24 protein-coding genes, 1 tRNA gene and 1 pseudogene are annotated in these 18167 nt (G+C 36.2%); 14 read left to right on the top strand and 12 right to left on the bottom strand.

Translation table 11 applies throughout. The features are described from left to right. Positions 1 to 9: 9 nt before the first annotated feature. Genes ACFELZ_RS05715 through ACFELZ_RS05705 form a run of 3 tightly spaced genes read left to right on the top strand, consistent with a single transcriptional unit; the run spans position 10 to position 665 of the window. Positions 10 to 207: a transposase gene (locus tag ACFELZ_RS05715; protein ID WP_375315805.1), complete on the top strand. Its 198-nt coding sequence runs from the start codon at positions 10 to 12 to the stop codon at positions 205 to 207. A gap of 3 nt (positions 208 to 210) precedes the next feature. Next, positions 211 to 375: a hypothetical protein gene (locus ACFELZ_RS05710; RefSeq protein WP_375315781.1), complete on the top strand. Its 165-nt coding sequence runs from the start codon at positions 211 to 213 to the stop codon at positions 373 to 375. Next, positions 318 to 665, top strand: a complete 348-nt coding sequence (locus ACFELZ_RS05705; RefSeq protein WP_375316678.1) for a transposase — start codon at positions 318 to 320, stop codon at positions 663 to 665. Before ACFELZ_RS05710 ends, ACFELZ_RS05705 begins: the two co-directional genes overlap by 58 nt. Here ACFELZ_RS05705 and ACFELZ_RS05700 read toward each other — a convergent pair. Further along, a pseudogene (locus tag ACFELZ_RS05700) lies at positions 662 to 1900 on the bottom strand (IS256 family transposase). The gene ACFELZ_RS05705 and the pseudogene ACFELZ_RS05700 overlap by 4 nt on opposite strands. A gap of 23 nt (positions 1901 to 1923) precedes the next feature. Continuing rightward, positions 1924 to 2148, bottom strand: coding sequence for a hypothetical protein (locus ACFELZ_RS05695; protein WP_375315888.1), 225 nt, complete (start codon positions 2146 to 2148; stop codon positions 1924 to 1926). A 234-nt stretch (positions 2149 to 2382) separates the two neighbouring features. Between ACFELZ_RS05695 and ACFELZ_RS05690 the strand changes: the two genes are divergently transcribed. Beyond that, positions 2383 to 2985, top strand: a complete 603-nt coding sequence (locus tag ACFELZ_RS05690) for a hypothetical protein (protein WP_375315887.1) — start codon at positions 2383 to 2385, stop codon at positions 2983 to 2985. Here the strand turns inward: ACFELZ_RS05690 and ACFELZ_RS05685 are convergent. After that, positions 2957 to 3817, bottom strand: a complete 861-nt coding sequence (locus ACFELZ_RS05685; RefSeq protein WP_375315786.1) for an IS982 family transposase — start codon at positions 3815 to 3817, stop codon at positions 2957 to 2959. The two genes, ACFELZ_RS05690 and ACFELZ_RS05685, sit on opposite strands and share 29 nt — an antisense overlap. 176 nt (positions 3818 to 3993) lie before the next feature. On the opposite strand from ACFELZ_RS05685, the gene ACFELZ_RS05680 reads away from it, so the two are divergent. The 9 genes from ACFELZ_RS05680 (at position 3994) to ACFELZ_RS05640 (ending at position 9822) form a co-directional block, all read left to right on the top strand. Further along, positions 3994 to 4308, top strand: coding sequence for an IS630 transposase-related protein (locus tag ACFELZ_RS05680; protein ID WP_375315886.1), 315 nt, complete (start codon positions 3994 to 3996; stop codon positions 4306 to 4308). Beyond that, entirely contained in the window at positions 4268 to 4837 is a 570-nt protein-coding gene (locus ACFELZ_RS05675) for an IS630 family transposase (RefSeq protein ID WP_375316618.1), read from the top strand. Before ACFELZ_RS05680 ends, ACFELZ_RS05675 begins: the two co-directional genes overlap by 41 nt. Then, positions 4800 to 5255: a hypothetical protein gene (locus ACFELZ_RS05670; RefSeq protein WP_375315885.1), complete on the top strand. Its 456-nt coding sequence runs from the start codon at positions 4800 to 4802 to the stop codon at positions 5253 to 5255. The genes ACFELZ_RS05675 and ACFELZ_RS05670 overlap by 38 nt, the downstream gene beginning before the upstream one ends. 401 nt (positions 5256 to 5656) lie before the next feature. Continuing rightward, entirely contained in the window at positions 5657 to 7363 is a 1707-nt protein-coding gene (argS, locus tag ACFELZ_RS05665) for an arginine--tRNA ligase (protein WP_375315884.1), read from the top strand. Positions 7364 to 7417: 54 nt separating this feature from the next. Beyond that, positions 7418 to 7561 carry a hypothetical protein gene (locus ACFELZ_RS05660; protein ID WP_375315883.1) on the top strand — a complete coding sequence of 48 codons (144 nt, stop codon included), beginning with the start codon at positions 7418 to 7420 and terminating at the stop codon, positions 7559 to 7561. A gap of 42 nt (positions 7562 to 7603) precedes the next feature. Further along, complete coding sequence (locus ACFELZ_RS05655; protein WP_375315882.1) at positions 7604 to 8308, top strand: ankyrin repeat domain-containing protein; 705 nt, start codon at positions 7604 to 7606, stop codon at positions 8306 to 8308. Between the two features lie 21 nt (positions 8309 to 8329). Continuing rightward, a complete protein-coding gene (locus tag ACFELZ_RS05650; RefSeq protein ID WP_375315881.1) occupies positions 8330 to 8584 on the top strand; it encodes an IS630 transposase-related protein in 255 nt (84 codons plus the stop codon). A 12-nt stretch (positions 8585 to 8596) separates the two neighbouring features. After that, positions 8597 to 8902: a transposase gene (locus tag ACFELZ_RS05645; RefSeq protein WP_375315880.1), complete on the top strand. Its 306-nt coding sequence runs from the start codon at positions 8597 to 8599 to the stop codon at positions 8900 to 8902. 35 nt (positions 8903 to 8937) lie between these two features. After that, positions 8938 to 9822 (top strand): IS982 family transposase, encoded by an 885-nt coding sequence (locus ACFELZ_RS05640; RefSeq protein WP_375315879.1) that lies wholly within the window; start codon positions 8938 to 8940, stop codon positions 9820 to 9822. Between the two features lie 506 nt (positions 9823 to 10328). On the opposite strand, the gene ACFELZ_RS05635 is transcribed toward ACFELZ_RS05640, so the two are convergent. The 8 genes from ACFELZ_RS05635 to rpsD form a co-directional block, all read right to left on the bottom strand. Beyond that, positions 10329 to 11435 (bottom strand): FtsW/RodA/SpoVE family cell cycle protein, encoded by a 1107-nt coding sequence (locus ACFELZ_RS05635; protein ID WP_264732371.1) that lies wholly within the window; start codon positions 11433 to 11435, stop codon positions 10329 to 10331. Further along, positions 11432 to 12148: a bifunctional demethylmenaquinone methyltransferase/2-methoxy-6-polyprenyl-1,4-benzoquinol methylase UbiE gene (gene ubiE / locus ACFELZ_RS05630; protein WP_375315878.1), complete on the bottom strand. Its 717-nt coding sequence runs from the start codon at positions 12146 to 12148 to the stop codon at positions 11432 to 11434. The genes ACFELZ_RS05635 and ubiE overlap by 4 nt, the downstream gene beginning before the upstream one ends. Positions 12149 to 12186: 38 nt before the next feature. Further along, entirely contained in the window at positions 12187 to 13065 is an 879-nt protein-coding gene (gene lipA / locus ACFELZ_RS05625) for a lipoyl synthase (protein ID WP_375315877.1), read from the bottom strand. After that, positions 13058 to 13372, bottom strand: coding sequence for a 50S ribosomal protein L28 (gene rpmB, locus ACFELZ_RS05620; protein ID WP_006279619.1), 315 nt, complete (start codon positions 13370 to 13372; stop codon positions 13058 to 13060). Before rpmB ends, lipA begins: the two co-directional genes overlap by 8 nt. A 37-nt stretch (positions 13373 to 13409) precedes the next feature. Then, positions 13410 to 13751, bottom strand: a complete 342-nt coding sequence (locus tag ACFELZ_RS05615; RefSeq protein ID WP_182182927.1) for a DUF721 domain-containing protein — start codon at positions 13749 to 13751, stop codon at positions 13410 to 13412. A gap of 467 nt (positions 13752 to 14218) precedes the next feature. Further along, on the bottom strand, positions 14219 to 14419 hold the full coding sequence (gene iscX / locus ACFELZ_RS05610) for a Fe-S cluster assembly protein IscX (protein ID WP_064125440.1): 201 nt from the start codon (positions 14417 to 14419) through the stop codon (positions 14219 to 14221). Positions 14420 to 14449: 30 nt separating this feature from the next. Next, positions 14450 to 14536, bottom strand: a tRNA-Leu gene (locus ACFELZ_RS05605). Between the two features lie 10 nt (positions 14537 to 14546). Continuing rightward, complete coding sequence (gene rpsD / locus ACFELZ_RS05600; RefSeq protein WP_375316677.1) at positions 14547 to 15161, bottom strand: 30S ribosomal protein S4; 615 nt, start codon at positions 15159 to 15161, stop codon at positions 14547 to 14549. 105 nt (positions 15162 to 15266) lie between these two features. Between rpsD and tkt the strand changes: the two genes are divergently transcribed. Then, positions 15267 to 17261, top strand: a complete 1995-nt coding sequence (tkt, locus tag ACFELZ_RS05595) for a transketolase (RefSeq protein WP_375315876.1) — start codon at positions 15267 to 15269, stop codon at positions 17259 to 17261. Between the two features lie 516 nt (positions 17262 to 17777). Here the strand turns inward: tkt and ACFELZ_RS05590 are convergent. Then, positions 17778 to 18161 (bottom strand): transposase, encoded by a 384-nt coding sequence (locus ACFELZ_RS05590; protein WP_375316665.1) that lies wholly within the window; start codon positions 18159 to 18161, stop codon positions 17778 to 17780. Positions 18162 to 18167 lie beyond the last annotated feature (6 nt).

The raw sequence follows: 18167 nt of genomic DNA, 5'->3' as shown, positions 1-18167 counted from the left end.
ATATTTTAAATGTACCCAAGCGATATAAGTGACAAAGAATGGAAGATAATAGAGCTATATTTTGAACCTAAAAAGACCGGTAGACCAAGAAAACATAGTATTAGAACAATTATTAACGCAATCCGCTATATGATGAGAACAGGATGTCAATGGAGACAACTGCCTAAAGATTTTCCACCATGGAAAACAGTGTATAGTTGTAATTAGCGATTGAAAAAAAGTGGAATATGGCAAGAGATTCATGATTTTCTAGTTAAAAAAGTAAGAGAGATAATTGGTAAGAATGAAACTCCATCAGTGGGAATAATAGATAGCCAATCAGTAAAAACTACTCAAAAAGGGGATCCAGAGGATATGATGCTGGCAAGAAAGTAAAGGGTAGAAAGCGCCACATCGTTGTAGATACTGTAGGTCTTGTAATTGCTGCTGAAGTACAAAGTGCAAGCATTCAGGATCTTGATGGTGCACTAAATCTTTTTGTTCAAGCCAAATGCAAAGCTCCAACATTACATAAGTTTTTTGCTGATCAAGGATACACAGGTAAATTGCAAAACCTCTGCTTATTGGAAACTGGATGTTTATTGACGATTACCAAGAAAATAGTTGATACAGGATTTCAGGTTATTCGGGAATGTTCAAAAAAGTGTGTCAAACCGCATTTTTAGTTCAACTCAATTTTCAATCTATCTGGAAAGAAAATATCAAGTTGAGACATAGTTAAAGCCCAATTAGGCAGAGCCATAGTCCATTTTTGCTCTACCTTCTTTATAGCACAATATACCTGTTTATACAAGGCATTTGTGCTGGTAAATGAGCCCTTGGTTTTAGTGAATTTTCTGATCTGTCTGTGCAGCCCCTCAATTGGATTTGTGGTGTAAATTAGCCTTCTAACTGGGCTAGAATACTTGAAATAACCAGATAAATTTTCCCAATTGTTCTGCCACGATTTTATAACTAAAGGATACTTTTCTCCCCATTTTTCTTCCAGCTCAAGTAAGTAATTTTCAGCAATTTCTTTACTTGTAGCACGATATATTTTTTTCAAATCATTCATGAAAACTTTCACATCTTTGCTGGATACATATTTTAGTGAATTTCTTATCTGATGCACTATACATAGCTGTACTTCTGCTTTAGGAAACGCACTATTTATAGCTGCAGGAAAGCTTTTTAGCCCATCTACACATGCAATCAGAATATCTTCTACTCCTCTTTCTTTGAGGTCATTTAGCACTCCCAACCAAAAGTTAGCTCCTTCACTTTCAGCCAAATAAAAGCCCAGGACTTCTTTTCTGCCATTTTGGTCTATGCCCAATATATTGTACATACATTTACTTACGCAATGTCCATTCTCTTTGACCTTAAAGAACATCCCATCCATAAATACTATCGGGTATACTGATTGCAGTGGACGACTACGCCATTCATTGATTATAGGCAGTAATTTGTCGGTAATACTTTATATCTCTGCCGCCGATATTTTGTGATCATAAATTTCCTCAACGTGTGACGCTATATCTCTATAGCTCATACCACTGGCAAATGTGCTCAAAATCTTCGTTTCAAGCTCTGGATGTAAGCTTGTTTGCCTTTTTTTGACTATTTGCGGCTCAAAACTTCCTTCTCTATCCCTTGGCGTCAAAAGTTCAAATGAACCGGCACTTGTCCGTAAAGTCTTTCCATTTCTCCCATTTCTTCGATTATTCTCTTCACTTTCAGCTAATAAGTGGTTTTCTATTTCACCTTCCAAACTTGCCTCCAGCAGCTTTTTTATAAATGGTGTTAATGCTCCCTCCCTTCCTGTCAACGGTCTTCCTTCTCGTATAGACGACAGGATATTTGTTTCCAACTCTTTATAATCTACCAATCCGTTAGTTCTGTTTACTACTTTCTGACTCATTGTCAAACCTCCATTTTTTTATATCAATTTATTACTTTTTTTTCGGTTTGACACACTTTTTTGAACATTCCCTTTTTGTTCATATCTTTTCTACTCTCATTTCCTACTCCATCAAATCCACAAAGCCTTCTATTTCCTATACTTTCTTCCTTCCTTAATCCAGAATTCGCGTTCATAGTATTTTTTAAAGGATTATTATGACCCATAATTTTTTCATCTTCATGCACTCCTGTAGATACAGCTTGCATAACGGTAAACTTATGGGCAGCTGTGAAAACAATTCTTCATGTGTGATGCATGTGTAGAAGTAATAAACTCTTCTGTGTTAGATTTAAAAGAGGTTAAAACCTATTTTTCTGTCCATCAGTACCAGAGGGTGCTGTTGATATTATATCAAAGTGATGAAGTGTGTACATTGTCAGTACACACTTTCACTTTATAGTTAATTTTTTAATAATCTCATTTACTAATGGAGGTACTTTATGCTAGTAAAAAATCTTTCTTGTCCGAATCAGGAAAATACAAATTATATGTATCGGTTGCCATTTAATACGTGCTGTACCAGTGATACATTAGGAATTAATTTTATTATAGATCCATGTGATGATACTGCCAATAGGAGTAAGGTGACCTATAATAAATGTGGTAAAGATCTTAAGTGCGAAATTGATGATGAGACTAAGAATGAATTGAAGAAAAATATTAAGGGTGAACTAGAAAAAGATCTTAAGTGTAAATGTATTGAAGAAGAAATTACTGAGAAAATTACTAAAGAAGTTGACAAGAGTGGGTGTAATCGAAGGGGATGTGAGAATGCTAGAGAAGATGGTGAATATGTTAATGTAGGTAGTGATGCTAAGCTTTACATAAGAAAAGCATTGGATAAATTTTATCCTGACTTAAGCGCAGAAATTATTGACAAAATTAAAGCTGGGGATTATTATGTAGAACAATTTGGTATAAAAGTAACTAACTGTGATAAGAATGGCACAGACTCCAGTTATATCACTACTATAGCTAACCGAAATAAGGTTTCCTCAAAACGCGAATTCTGGATTAAGGAAGGAAGAAAGTATAGGAAATAGAAGGTTTTGTGGATTTGATGGAATAGGAAATGAGAGTAGAAAAGATATGAACCAAAAAATTAACAGGGGATCTATGGCGAGTGTGTTCAATTTCTAGTCTATTTTTTAGGTAACCAAAAACAGTCTCAATGATAGACCTTTTTCTCAGTAAAATCTTCTCATTTAGCGAAATCAATGTATTTTTCATACCTTTTTTCACCTTGGTAACAAGTTTCAAACCTCGGTCAAACAGCTTCTGAAAAAGCTCTTTTGCAATATAACCTTTGTCACCAAACAAAAGACCGATTAATTTTTCCGTCAGATTTGGCACAGGTATCCTATCATCAACATTGCCTTTTGTTAGCGTAAGTGCATGAATTTCAACATTTTCATTGATTACCATATGTAATTTGAAACCAAAAAACCAGCCGTAAGTGCTCTTGCTTAATTTTGCAATTCCAGCAAAAACTTTGTTTTTGGATATTCTTTTTGCATGACAAACTGCAATGGGAGTTGTGTCTATATATGAAATTCCAGTGTTTTCTGACTGTCCACAAAGCCAATGCAACAACATTGCTAAATGCCACAAAACCCTAGGCTTTAGAGCAACAAACCTGGTATATGAAGGTAACTTTGGAAACTCTGATTTGTAGAGCAACGTTAGGTAATGTAGATAGAAAGTTTTACACGGAGATTGTTGATATAGCAGGATTATTGTCATGATTTCGGAGTGCTCAATTTCCGTTGTTCTTGTGGGGTTTTTACCATTTGGCAGTAGTTTATCTGCAAAATTTTTCTCTATATCTCTGCAAAAATCATCGACCAAACAAAACAGTTTTGTTATATCTTCCATGGGTAACCTCATCTATTTTTTTATCACTGCTGAGTTTACCCTGTTTTCTTGCCTTTTCTATTCTCCTTTAATCCAGAATTCACGTTCAAAGGAGTGTAAAAAGGTATAATACTGCTTTAATTAAGGTAGAATGATGGCAAGCCATATAGTGAGGACCTGAGGGAACGAGTTTTAAAGTGGTTGACGAGAAAAAAATGACTATGGAAAAAGTAAGCAAGATGTTCAAAATTGATAGAAAAACTATATACTGGTGGAGGAAAAGAAGAGAAGAAACAGGAAGTATAAAACCGTCTTCAGGCTACCAAAAGGGACATAGTCATAAAATTAAGTACTTAGATGGCTTTGTCAAATTTCTGGATGAAAACCGAGATATTACGGTTGAAAAAATAATTGAAAAATTTGGCAACATGTGCAAAGGCACAGTCTACAATTATCTTAAAAAAGTAAACTATACATATAAAAAAAACTTTTCTTTATCAGGAAAGGAATGAAGAGAAACGCAAGGAGTTCATAAAAAAAATAGAAGGAATAGAAAAAGAAAACTTGATATTCATAGATGACTCTGGAGTAGAAGACAACAGATTTTATGAATATGGGTGGTCTCAAAAAGGCAAGAGGTTATTTGCCGATAAACCAGGGTTTAAAAGAAAGAGGGTAAGCATAATAGGAGCACTAAATGAGGGAAAAGTTAAAGCTTCCTGGGTAATTGAGGGCTACTGCAACAGCGAGATTTTTGATGCTTATGTAGAAAATATACTTGTTCCTATATTAAAACCTGGACAGACTATTGTTCTCGATAATGCAAGCTTTCATAAATCTGCAAGAACGAAAAATTTGATAGAAAATGTTGGGTGTAAAATTTTGTTCTTGCCGCCATACTCACCGGATTTAAATCCGATTGAGAAGTTCTGGTTTGCCATTAAGCATGCCATAAGAAAAGTGCTGCCAAGCTTTTGGCCCAATATTAATTCGGCTATTGATTTTGTCTTTCAGCTCTCGGGGAAATCTTACTTCGGTTAGCTATAGAGGAAGTATGGATCCATGGTGCGTTACTATTCCTCCAAGTGATCTTTGCAAAGAATCTTATGATATACGGCAAGATGTTGAAGGTGATTGGTATGAGGATTGTAAAAGTCTTATTTTTGATGATGACGCTCATGTAGTAAGCGCAAAAGTATATTACAAAGGTGGAAGCATCGACAAAAATAATCCAGAGGTAGTGCTTTCTCAAAATCAACCACTGATTATTGCTGACAAGAAAACGCATAAACTTGTAAAAAAAGATGGGACAATAAGTGATAAAACACTTGATGAATGCAAAGAATTTTTTGATAGTGATAAAAGAATAACTAGTTGTGCAGAAGAAAAAGGAGATTGTGAAGTTTGCAAAGAAACAATTTGGGATTTTCAGGATGTAGTACCAGCGTTTTTCATATAAGTGATATTTTGAATCAGGTGTCAGTAATGTTATAGGCTTATGCGGCTTCACATAATATATGCCATAAAAGAAAAGACTGTTGGGTCTGCTGCACAACATAAGACCTAGTACATAAAGGTAAAGGGAATCAAGATCTTGCATAACCATATGAAAAACCAATAGCCCATTCTTCTTTGTCATTCCAGCGTTACGCGTTGGAATGACAGGGCTATAGGTGTCATCCAAGTAGCTGACACGGAGCAACACGTCATACCACCGCGGCCGCTAACGAGTAGCGGAATGACAGTTCTTCAAATTGTCGGTAAACCTAATCACTTTAGCTATAGATTACATCAGATAAACCTTCAACTAGCACCACTTATTCGCTATACTGCTCTAGGTTTTCGTAGTTTTTCTAGTTGATGAACATTTTCAAACAGGTTTCCTCTCTAATTTCCAGCAAATTAAATGAGTTGAAGCAAAGGGGTGTCATAAATACAAGTGCGGTAAATTTTATTGTAGAACCTCCAAGCAATAGAGCACATGGTGATATCTATACAAATGTTGCTATGGTGCTTGCAAAGCATGAAAAGAAGAATTCAGTCGAGATTGCAGGGATGTTAGCAAGAGAATTTAAACCTTTTGATGAAGTTGCAAAAGTGGAAATAGCAGGCCCTGGTTTCATCAACATGCACTTAAAAATAGAAGTATGGCATGGAATTTTAAAACAAATAAATGAGCTGAAAACAGAGTTTGGCACCCTAGATATAGGGAACAATCAGGCCATCAATGTTGAGTTTGTATCTGCAAATCCAACTGGTCCACTGCATATTGGTCATGCAAGAGGGGCAGTATTTGGTGACGTTCTGGCAAATTTATTGAAAAAAGTTGGTTATAAAGTTACTAAGGAATACTATATTAATGATGCTGGAGCGCAGATAGATACACTAATAAAGTCAGTATATTTGCGGTATAAGGAAGCTCTGGGAGAAAAAATCAGCATCGAAAAAGGTTTATACCCAGGTGAATATTTAAAACCGATAGGGAATGGGCTGGCCAAAAAATATGGCAAGGAGATTCTAGAAAAGCAAGATAATCAGGTGATTAGGGAATATACTTTAAGTTCTATCTTAGAATTCATAAAGGGAGACATGAACTTACTTGGGGTAAGTCATGATGTTTTTACTTCAGAGTATGAGCTACAAAAAAGTGGCAAAATCGAAGAGAGTATAAAGATATTGTCTGACAAGGGTCTAGTGTATGAAGGGTACCTGGAGAAACCAAAAGGCAAAGAAAGTGAAAATTGGACTTCCAGAAAAGAAATGTTATTTCGCTCTACAAAATTTGGTGATGACGTTGATCGCGCATTGAAGAAAGAGGACGGCAGTTGGACTTATTTTGCCTCGGATATCGCTTACCATTTTGATAAGATATCACGTGGTTTTAACAATATGATCGTAGAGCTTGGTAGTGACCACGGCGGTTATGTCAAAAGGCTCAAAGCAGTCGTCTCTGCACTAAGTGATGATCAAGCAAAAATAGAGGTAAAACTGCATAATATTGTGAATTTTTTCGAGAATGGCAAACCTGTTAAGATGTCCAAAAGATCAGGAAACTTCCTCACAGCAAGAGATGTAGTGGAAGAAGTTGGCAGGGACATAACTCGTTTTATAATGTTAACACGCAAGAATGATATGGTCTTGGACTTTGATTTTGCTAAAGTTAAAGAACAGTCAAAAGACAACCCTATTTTTTACGTGCAATATGCGCATGCTCGTGCTCACTCATTAATGCGTAATGCTCCAAAAGAGCTCCCAACAGCAGATCCTTCACTTTTAAAGACCGATGGGGAGCTCTTCCTCATAAAAACCTTAGCAAAGTGGCTAGATGTGGTAGAAACTGCAGCAAGGCTTTATGAGCCACACAGAATTACTTTCTACTTACTTGAAGTTGCAGAAGCGTTTCACGTTTTATGGGGATATGGCAAGAGTGATTTAAACATGCGGTTCATACTGGAAGACAACTTAAACCTCACCGCTGCAAGAATGTTTCTCGTCCAAGCCTTAGCGCACGTCATCGCTTCTGGACTTTCCATCTTTAATATAGAACCTTTGGAAGAGATGAGTTGATTTTTTTGCCATAATACATGATAATTAAAATATTATTGAAGTAGGGGTAAAATTATGACAATGAACTATGAGCAGTGGAAAAGAATGTTAAGCGCAGTTGATAAGGAGGAAGGCTTAAGTAAGGATAACGTAATTGAAAAAATAAAAGAGAAATTAAAAGCAGAAAATGGAGAAGATGAGTATAAAAAGTGGGAATAGGCTGGTTTTGATGTAAATTACCTGTTTGAGGTTGAAAGTAATGTGTTCATTCAATGTGAAGATGGTTCTCTCATTCGATTTGAAGATTTTGAAGATGAGGATTTCGAAGATAATGCATTCACTCAACCTAAAGATAATGGTCTCACATTATTATACTTAGCCGTCTACAATAATCTAGGAAATACAATAAATGCTCTGTTGGAAGTAGAGGGAATCAATATCAACATAGTAGATAAATATGGATGTACTCTCTTACATGTGGCTTCTTTACGCGGTAATATAGGGGTAGTAAATTATCTAATAGAAAAGGGGGCAACTGTTGATGTAAAAGATAGCTTTAGCAGGACTCCTTTACACTCGGCAGCTGAAGGAGGCTGTAAAAATGTGGTAGATTTTCTAATAGAAAAAGGAGCTGATGTTAATGCAGTAGACACAAGTGGACAGACCCCTTTACATTCTGCAGCCGAAAGAGACTGTAAAAATGTGGTAGATTTTCTAATAGAAAAAGGGGCTGATGTTAATGCAGTAGCTGAAGATGGAAGTACCCCTTTATATGATGCTGCATTCTATGGTCATACAAATATAGTAAACACTCTAATAGAGAAAGGGGCAAACATTAATATAGCAGATAAAGGTGGGTGGACTCCTTTACTAAAGAATAAAGATGGTAAAACTCCGAGAGATTTAGCTAAAGATGATATAGCTAACCGAAATAAGGTTTCCTCAAAGGAGTGTAAAAAGGTATAATACTGCTTTAATTAAGGTAGAATGATGGCAAAGCCATATAGTGAGGACCTGAGGGAACGAGTTTTAAAAGTGGTTGACGAGAAAAAAATGACTATGGAAGAAGTAAGCAAGATGTTCAAAATTGATAGAAAAACTATATACTGGTGGAGGAAAAGAAGAGAAGAAACAGGAAGTATAAAACCGTCTTCAGGCTACCAAAAGGGACATAGTCATAAAATTAAATACTTAGAGCCTGTCTTCAAACTAAGTAGAAAGGAGTTAAGAAGTGTGTTATAAGATATATTTTAAATGTACCCAAGCGATATAAGTGACAAAGAATGGAAGATAATAGAGCTATTTGTTCAAGCCAAATGCAAAGCTCCAACATTACATAAGTTTTTTGCTGATCAAGGATACACAGGTAAATTGCAAAACCTCTGCTTATTGGAAACTGGATGTTTATTGACGATTACCAAGAAAATAGTTGATACAGGATTTCAGGTTATTCCCAAACGTTGGATTGTTGAGAGAACCTTTGCTTGGCTCTCCAATTTTAGACGTATAAACGTGAATTCTGGATTAAAGGAGAATAGAAAAGGCAAGAAAACAGGGTAAACTCAGCAGTGATAAAAAAATAGATGAGGTTACCCATGGAAGATATAACAAAACTGTTTTGTTTGGTCGATGATTTTTGCAGAGATATAGAGAAAAATTTTGCAGATAAACTACTGCCAAATGGTAAAAACCCCACAAGAACAACGGAAATTGAGCACTCCGAAATCATGACAATAATCCTGCTATATCAACAATCTCCGTGTAAAACTTTCTATCTACATTACCTAACGTTGCTCTACAAATCAGAGTTTCCAAAGTTACCTTCATATACCAGGTTTGTTGCTCTAAAGCCTAGGGTTTTGTGGCATTTAGCAATGTTGTTGCATTGGCTTTGTGGACAGTCAGAAAACACTGGAATTTCATATATAGACACAACTCCCATTGCAGTTTGTCATGCAAAAAGAATATCCAAAAACAAAGTTTTTGCTGGAATTGCAAAATTAAGCAAGAGCACTTACGGCTGGTTTTTTGGTTTCAAATTACATATGGTAATCAATGAAAATGTTGAAATTCATGCACTTACGCTAACAAAAGGCAATGTTGATGATAGGATACCTGTGCCAAATCTGACGGAAAAATTAATCGGTCTTTTGTTTGGTGACAAAGGTTATATTGCAAAAGAGCTTTTTCAGAAGCTGTTTGACCGAGGTTTGAAACTTGTTACCAAGGTGAAAAAAGGTATGAAAAATACATTGATTTCGTTAAATGAGAAGATTTTACTGAGAAAAAGGTCTATCATTGAGACTGTTTTTGGTTACCTAAAAAATAGACTAGAAATTGAACACACTCGCCATAGATCCCCTGTTAATTTTTTGGTTCATATCTTTTCTACTCTCATTTCCTATTCCATCAAATCCACAAAGCCTTCTATTTCCTATACTTTCTTCCTCCTTAATCCAGAATTCGCGTTTGAAGTTTAGCTTCTTGGATTTCTCCCTTGTCATTGAAACGACAGGTTCCCGTAGTTCTACACAATAGCCCAAAATAGATTCACGCCACCTTTATGCCGGACGCCACCTACCCAGTAAACAAGTTTCCGATAGGTTTATCCCAAGTTAGAAATTACCCCCTGGTTTTGACGTCACCTTTGATGTTTCGACACTTCATCAGTGGTTCACTTGCGTTCGTCTCTCTATTTAACACATGACACATAATTGTGCCTTTTCCGTAACTCTCACTACCTTGACTCTTTATCAAAGCAGCTTACGGTTGTTTAAAGCCTGCTCTTGTAAACCGGCTTTGAGGGGCCCACCCTCATCTATTATGTAGCTTTTGCACTTAGTTTGCTCTTTGTCTGAACATCCTTTATGCTTCTACGGCACACAATTTCCACATAACTCTTTCAGATTTCATAATATCTCTTGCCACTCATCTGAACAGATAACCATTTGGAGGTATACCAATAATAGTTGTGAGCGGGTGACCACTAGTCCACAAGCATAACACGCTCACGAAACTTTAATGCGATAGCTTGATTTCTACTGAAAGACAGCATTATGCCAAGTGCGATGCTCGAAGATAAAAGAGAAGAACCACCATAGCTAAGTAGTGGCAGGGTTATGCCGGTGGTGGGAAAAACACTCAATGTTACCCCTGTGTTTATTATGAATTGTGTGATGAATTGAATTGAGATACCAAGAATCACCAATAGATTGAATAATTCATTTTCTCTATATGCAACGTAAAGCAAGCGGGCGGAAATGATGCCAAATAACATCAATGTGGCTAAGCACGTAATCAAACCAAATTCTTCTGCTAAAACAGAAAACACAAAATCTGTATGACAATCAGGAAGAGAGGTTTTTACGCTACCTTCACCAGGTCCAACTCCAGTTAATTGACCTCTTTTGAATGCTTCTAATGATTTTGTGACTTGAAAGTTATCGCGTTGCGTAAAAAAGACAAAATTGTAAATCCTTTGCTTTATATGTGGGAGGCATAAGTAAGCTATTGTAGTTCCAGTTGTGGCCATTCCTATTATGCATAGAAAGTATAAAAGTGGTATACATGCAATAAACATTTGACCAATAAAAGAATATGTTAAAAGCATGGACATACTGAAATCAGGTTGCAAAAGTAACAACACAAAAACTAACAGAAATATTATGATTGATATGTGCATTTTAAACTTCATTCCGCTGGCTAAGATACTAGCTATAACAACAGAAAAAAATGGCCTTACGAACTCAGATGGTTGAACTGAAATTTTGACAATATGTAACCATCGTTTCGCACCTTTTACCTCTATACCAAGTATTATCGCAGCTGCCACTAAAATAGTAAATAAAATGAAACCTGCGAATGAGAGGTTAAGTATAGTTCTTGTGTTGAGAAAAGAAAATGTCACCAGGGTAATTAGTGACAGGACTATATAAATTGTATGGCGCCGTATAAAATAATCTTGTGGTAAAGAAAGACGCTGCGCAATTACAGGGCTTGCTGAATAAACAAGAATGAAGCTTATAGTGAGCAAAAAAAACACTGGAAGGATGAGATAATAATCCAGCGTTCTATACCAGAATTTAATATTCATTTTGTTCCAATGTGTAATGCCACTATTCCATAGCTCATATTATGAAACTCAACATTCTTAAAGCCTACCTCTTCAATTTCCATTTTAAAATCAGCCTGAGTTGGAAACTCTCTAATGCTCTTCACTAAATATTCATAAGAACTCCTGTCTTTAGCAACTATGCTGCCAATTTTAGGAATTACTTTAAATGAATATAAGTCATAAAGTTTGGTAAATATCTCATTTTGATAGTGCATAGGGGCAAATTCTAAGCAGATAAATTTCCCATGTGGTTTTAATACCCTGTGCGCCTCATTTAAAGCCTTCTTGCGGTCAGAAACGTTTCGAATGCCAAAAGCTATTGTGCAATAATCAAATTCGGAGTCTTCAAATGGTAAACTTTCTGCATTCGCACATACCCAATCAAAATTAATTTGGTTTGAATTTATAGCTTTATCACGTCCTCTGCTTAGCATATTTTGATTTATGTCACATACTGTAACCTTAGCACTTGGCTCTTTTCTTACTATTCTTATTGCTATATCTCCAGTTCCTCCAGCAACATCTAAAATCTTAGAGTTTTTTGTAAAATGCACACTATTTACCATCTTATCTTTCCATAATCTGTGTATTCCGAGGCTCATTATATCATTCATGGTGTCGTAGCGACTTGCCACGGAATCGAATACCTCTTTAACTAATTGTGATTTCTTCTCGATTTTTATAGTAGACATTACGTAAAGTCGCTCAACTCCTTTATAATTAGTAAAAATTAATTTGAATTAACATAACGACAGGCCTTGAGCCTGTTAAAATCTTCTTCAGCGTGGTATGATGACCGAGTTAGTGGGCTTGATGCAACCACTAAGAAACCTTTGGAGTAAGCAACGTATTTATAATGCTCAAATTCCTCTGGGGTAACATACCTATCAAGTTTTGCATGTTTTGGAGTTGGTTGTAGATATTGACCAATTGTAATAAAATCAACCTCAGCACTGCGCAAATCGTCCATAACCTGAAGTATTTCCTCTTTTGTTTCTCCAAGACCAACCATAAGCCCTGACTTTGTGAAAACTTTAGGATTAATCTGCTTTACCATCTTCAACAAATATAGTGAATGAAAATAGCGAGCTCGTGGTCTTATTTTTGCATACAATCTCGGCACTGTTTCAACATTGTGGTTATAGACATCAGGTGATGCAACAGCAATTGCTTCAAATGCTCCTTTCTTATTTAAAAAATCAGGAGTTAAAATCTCTATTGTTGTTTCTGAAGTTATCTTTCTAATTTCTTCTATGCACTGTATAAACTGATTTGCGCCACCATCTGGTAAATCATCACGATCAACAGAAGTAATGACAACATGTTTTAAGTTTAACTTTTTTATCGCTTTTGCTAAATTTTCTGGCTCATGAGGGTCTAGTTTATCAGGAATGCCAGTTGCAACGTTGCAAAATGCACAAGCACGAGTGCAAACAGAACCAAGAATCATCACAGTAGCATGACGTTTATTCCAACATTCACCAATATTTGGACATGCAGCTTCTTCACATACCGTATGTAAGTTATGCAGTTTAACGATGTTTAAAGTTTCATTGAATACTTCACCGGTAGGAGCTTTTGCTCTGAGCCATTGAGGTTTGCTATGCATCTGAAACGGCTAACTCTACCTCTTGCTTTACTAAAACTTTTTTCAACCTTCTTTTTATCTTCTGCGCTTTTTCACTTAGTTTAATCGTTCTTGTGTTGAGCAAAAAAGCATCTAAATCACCTTTGTAATCTATAGTTCTCAAAGTTCTTGTTGCCACACGAAATCTAAACTTTTTATTCAATATATCACTTGTCAACGTAACCTTATGTAAATTTAAAAGAAAGGTACGCTTTGTTTTACGATTCGAATGTGATACCTTATTACCAAAAGATTTTTTTCTATTTGTTAATTCACAAACTCTACTCACTTCAATATACCAAATTATTCTATGTACTTAGATTACCTTATATAGTCAAATAGTCAATACTCTCTTGCTTAATTTTTATACCATATACTGCTTTGTAGCCAAAAAATATCGTAATTTTTTCTATTATAAGAGAAATCATATGCTGAATTTCTAATGCTTTACTGCCATTTGTTACTACTAGATGCAATACACCAGAATTTACATTCTGTGCATATGAGATCTTTTTCGGTTTTGTACACTCTGCTATTTCTTTCCCTACTATATTTCGCCAGTTTAAAATCAGACGTATTTCATTTTTGCTAATCTTATTTTTCATGCATTTTAATGCGTAATTTTCAATTATAGACTTTAATTTTTTTGGACCGCTACGTTTGAGCATTTTTCTGTTTTTTTTAGTAGGTAGATAATATAAAAGTATACATTAACTTGAGATTTTGTCGTTACTGCTACATGTTTGTGAGATACCGTGACGGTATGACGACAAATACATAATCGTCACTCCGCAACGCATACCGCATAGTCGTCATTCCGCGGCGTGTTCGCGGCCATGTCACGCTACTTAGATGACAACCTTCTAACTGCTTTACAAAGACTCTACCCTCTGGCCTCACACCGTAAAAAGCAGTATTTTTATGTAAAATTTATCTCAACGTAGCACTTGTCAGGCAAGTCGTAATCACGTTCCATCCAAAAATTTTTGTGCTGCCATCTTTGCCTCATAATTAACCTTATAGCTGTTTTAATTGTAATTGGTTAAATTATTATTAACTTGCCAGGCTAGATCCAAAAAATAGCATAATCAATATGCAAACTGCAATAGAAATCACATTTGCGTATGGTTTATTGCTATGTGGTCAATCTTTCCTCAATCCAAGCTGCTTGAATAGCTTCGAGTATTTTTTCATTACAGCGTTTTTCATCATCATCAAATTCCTCTAAACTCAAAACCTTTTTTTTAAGCTCAGTGAATCTGATATTAATTATATTCTCATCTGGAAATTTTTCCTCTAGAGCTTCTACAATATCTTCTATATCAAGCCATTTCATACTTTTTTGTATTTATCTGCTAAGTTAAATTGGTGCCCATGGGGAGACTTGAACTCCCAAGGTCGCAAAACCCACGGATTTTAAGTCCGCTGCGTCTACCGATTCCGCCACACGGGCTTTTTTTTATCTATCTAGAGTAAAACTCTACTACTAAATTGACTTCCATGTCTGCTGAATAAGGAACCTCAGAATATTGAGGTGACCTCAAATATTTCACTGAATGCTCTTTACTATCTGTCTCTAAATAATCCGGAGCCTTGCGCTCTTGTTTTTGTTCAGCCTCTACTACTACAGGGATTTTTGCTGCCCTTTCTCTTATTTTTATTATATCACCTGGTTTCACTCGATAACTCGATATGTTGACCACCTTATCATTAACTGTAACGTGCTTATGAGATATGAGCTGCTTCGCTGCATAAATTGTTGGCACAAGACTAGAGTGGTATAAAACAGAACTGAGCCTTGATTCTAAAATACCGATAAAATTATCAGCCGTATAACCCCTTCTGTTATAAGCATCTAAAAATGTACGTCTGAGCTGCTTACTTGAAATCGCATAGTAAAACTTAAATTTCTTATGCGCAGCAAACTGCTTACCAAAGTCGGATAACTTCTTGAATCCAAGAATACCATGCTGACCTGGAGGGTATTTCCTTTTGTTTACTGGGTCTTTAGCTCTACTCCATAAATTTACACCAAGTCTACGGCTAATCCTATACTTTCTAGTGATAACAGTTGTCATATAAAAACTCTCACGATTTAACTTTAGATTATTAAGGATTTTAGCACTCAGTGTCAACTTGTTTTTGCTGGTATAATCTTTTATACTTTATTTTTAAGTTTTTCTATGAATCATCTACCTTTGGAATCTATGGCAAACGCCATCCGTTTTTTATCAATTGATGCAGTACAAAAAGCAAACTCTGGACACCCAGGTATGCCACTTGGCATGGCAGATGTTGCAACTGTTTTGTTTGCTAAATACCTGAATCATAATCCTGATGATTCTAAATGGTTCAATAGAGATCGCTTTGTTTTATCAAACGGTCATGGGTCAATGTTACTATACTCAATATTACATTTGACAGGTTATACTAGCATAGATGAGCTAAAAAACTTTAGGCAAATGGGATCCAAGACCCCAGGTCATCCAGAGTTTGGCTTGACTTCCGGGGTAGAGGCAACAACAGGCCCACTCGGTCAGGGGTTTGCCGCTGCTGTTGGCATGGCACTTGCTGAATCAATCCTTAAAAAGCAATTCAGAATCAATCACTACACTTACGTAATGCTAGGGGATGGCTGCCTTATGGAAGGAATAAGCCATGAAGCAGCATCACTTGCTGGGCATCTTAAATTGAATAAATTAATAGCCCTTTTTGATGATAATGATATCTCTATAGATGGCGCTACTTGCCTTTCCTGCTCTGATGATGTAGAGAAACGCTTCTTAGCGTATGGATGGAATGTTGACAAAATTGATGGCCATGATTTTGATGCCATATCCATTGCAATAGAGCAGGCGCAAAAGTCTGATAAACCTACACTAATCTGTTGCAAAACCATTATCGGAAAATTTTCAAGCCGTGCTGGCACATCCTCTGCTCACAGTGGTGCTTTTTCGGAGGAAGACATCAAACAGATGAGAGAGAAATTAAACTGGAATTATGAACCATTTCATGTACCAGAAGATGTGAAAAACGCCTGGAAGAAAACTGTTGAGAGAGCAAAACAAAATTACAATTCATTGTCATTCCAGTGCTTGACACTGGAATCTAGTGGAAATAAAGAACTTCAAAGAAGACTCAATAAGCGTTTGCCAGATAATATCGCTGGTGTTTTAGCTGACCTGAAGAAACAAATATGTGAGCTAATGCCAAATGAAGCTACACGTTCTTCTTTCGGCATGGTAATGGAACTTTTAACACAACATATGCCGGAATTAATCGGCGGTTCTGCTGATCTTACTGGGTCAAATTGCACTAAATATGAGCACATGCAGGTAATAGATAGTAATAATTATAGTGGTTCTTATGTCCACTATGGAGTGAGAGAGCACGCTATGGCAGCATGTATGAATGGTATGGCTCTTCAAGGCGCGATTCTTCCTTATAGTGGCACTTTTTTGGTATTTTCCGACTACTGTCGTCCTGCTATACGTCTTTCAGCTCTGATGAAACAGCAGGTTATCTATGTGATGACTCATGACTCAATTGGAGTGGGAGAAGATGGCCCAACTCACCAACCAATAGAGCATTTAGCTTCTTTGCGTGCTATACCAAATCTATATGTTTTTAGGCCAGCCGATGCAGTTGAAACTCTAGAGTGTGTTAGCATTGCACTCGAAAAAAAAGAGTCACCTGCACTGTTTGCGCTCTCAAGGCAAAATGTCAATTACATGCGCAAATTCTATTTTGATATCGATCAATCTGCTAATCTATCGAAGTTTGGTGCATATATTTTGTGTGAATGTTCAAAAGAATTAAAAGTGACAATATTTGCTACGGGGTCCGAGGTTGAAATTGCAGTTGAAGCAAGGGAGAAATTGCAGGAAAAGGGTATAGGTACAAGGGTTGTTTCTATGCCATGCTGGAGGCTTTTTGATGAGCAAAGTGATGAATATAAAGCGGCGATATTAAATAATGACAGCATCAAAGTTGCAATTGAAGCTGGAAGTGAAATGGGTTGGCATAAATATATAGGTTCAAACGGTATATTTATTGGCATGAAAAGCTTCGGAGAATCAGCACCTTATAAAGCACTCTATAAGCATTTTAATATCAACGCCGATCATGTAGTAAAATGTGTGTGTGAATTTTATCATTCCACTGTATATATTCAATAGAAACTACTTGACAAGCTTCTCCAGCCCCCTTACCATAACAGTGAAGGTATTCAGTTATCTTCATCTGTGCAGGTTAAATGACAAAAAAACTCACGTATCTGGCGTATCATGTTTAATTTTTTGCACTATGTGCACCTTATGTCTTTATAAAATTTCTACCTACATAAGCTGAAACGCGCTTATAAAGCGTTTAAAACATAAAAAAACGCCAACTTAAAAAATGGATAGTGAATAACTAGCTACCCTAGGGTTTCTTTTGCCTTTTTTTCTGTTTAGTAAATTTCTTAATTTTTATAATTTAGATTAGTTGCATTTAAAAGCAGCTGAATCGCGGTTATTAAACGTTTAGAATAAAAAAACGCCATACTTGAAAGTATAATGTAAGTAACTAGCCAACCAAGGGGCTTCTTTTGCCTTTTTTTCCATTTAGTAAATTTCTTAAATATTTATGGCTAAACGACAATCGTCATCCCGCTACTTGTTAGCGGGATCTATGCTAAGAGCCTGTCTTCAAACTCAAGAATGAGCTAATTTGTGAAGCATAATAGTGATCATATTAAAGAAGATGTTATTTTTTGAAGTGAGAGGAGAATGCTCATAATCCTTACTCATACGTCTAAAATTGGAGAGCCAAGCAAAGGTTCTCTCAACAATCCAACGTTTGGGAATAACCTGAAATCCTGTATCAACTATTTTCTTGGTAATCGTCAATAAACATCCAGTTTCCAATAAGCAGAGGTTTTGCAATTTACCTGTGTATCCTTGATCAGCAAAAAACTTATGTAATGTTGGAGCTTTGCATTTGGCTTGAACAAAAAGATTTGGTGCACCATCACGATCCTGAATGCTTGCACTTTGTACTTCAGCAGCAATTACAAGACCTACAGTATCTACAACGATGTGGCG

The organism is Wolbachia endosymbiont (group A) of Colletes cunicularius (assembly GCF_964264715.1).
Classification (GTDB): Bacteria; Pseudomonadota; Alphaproteobacteria; order Rickettsiales; family Anaplasmataceae; genus Wolbachia.
Note: the sequence above shows the minus strand (reverse complement) of the source record. Positions and strands in the feature narration are given on the sequence as shown.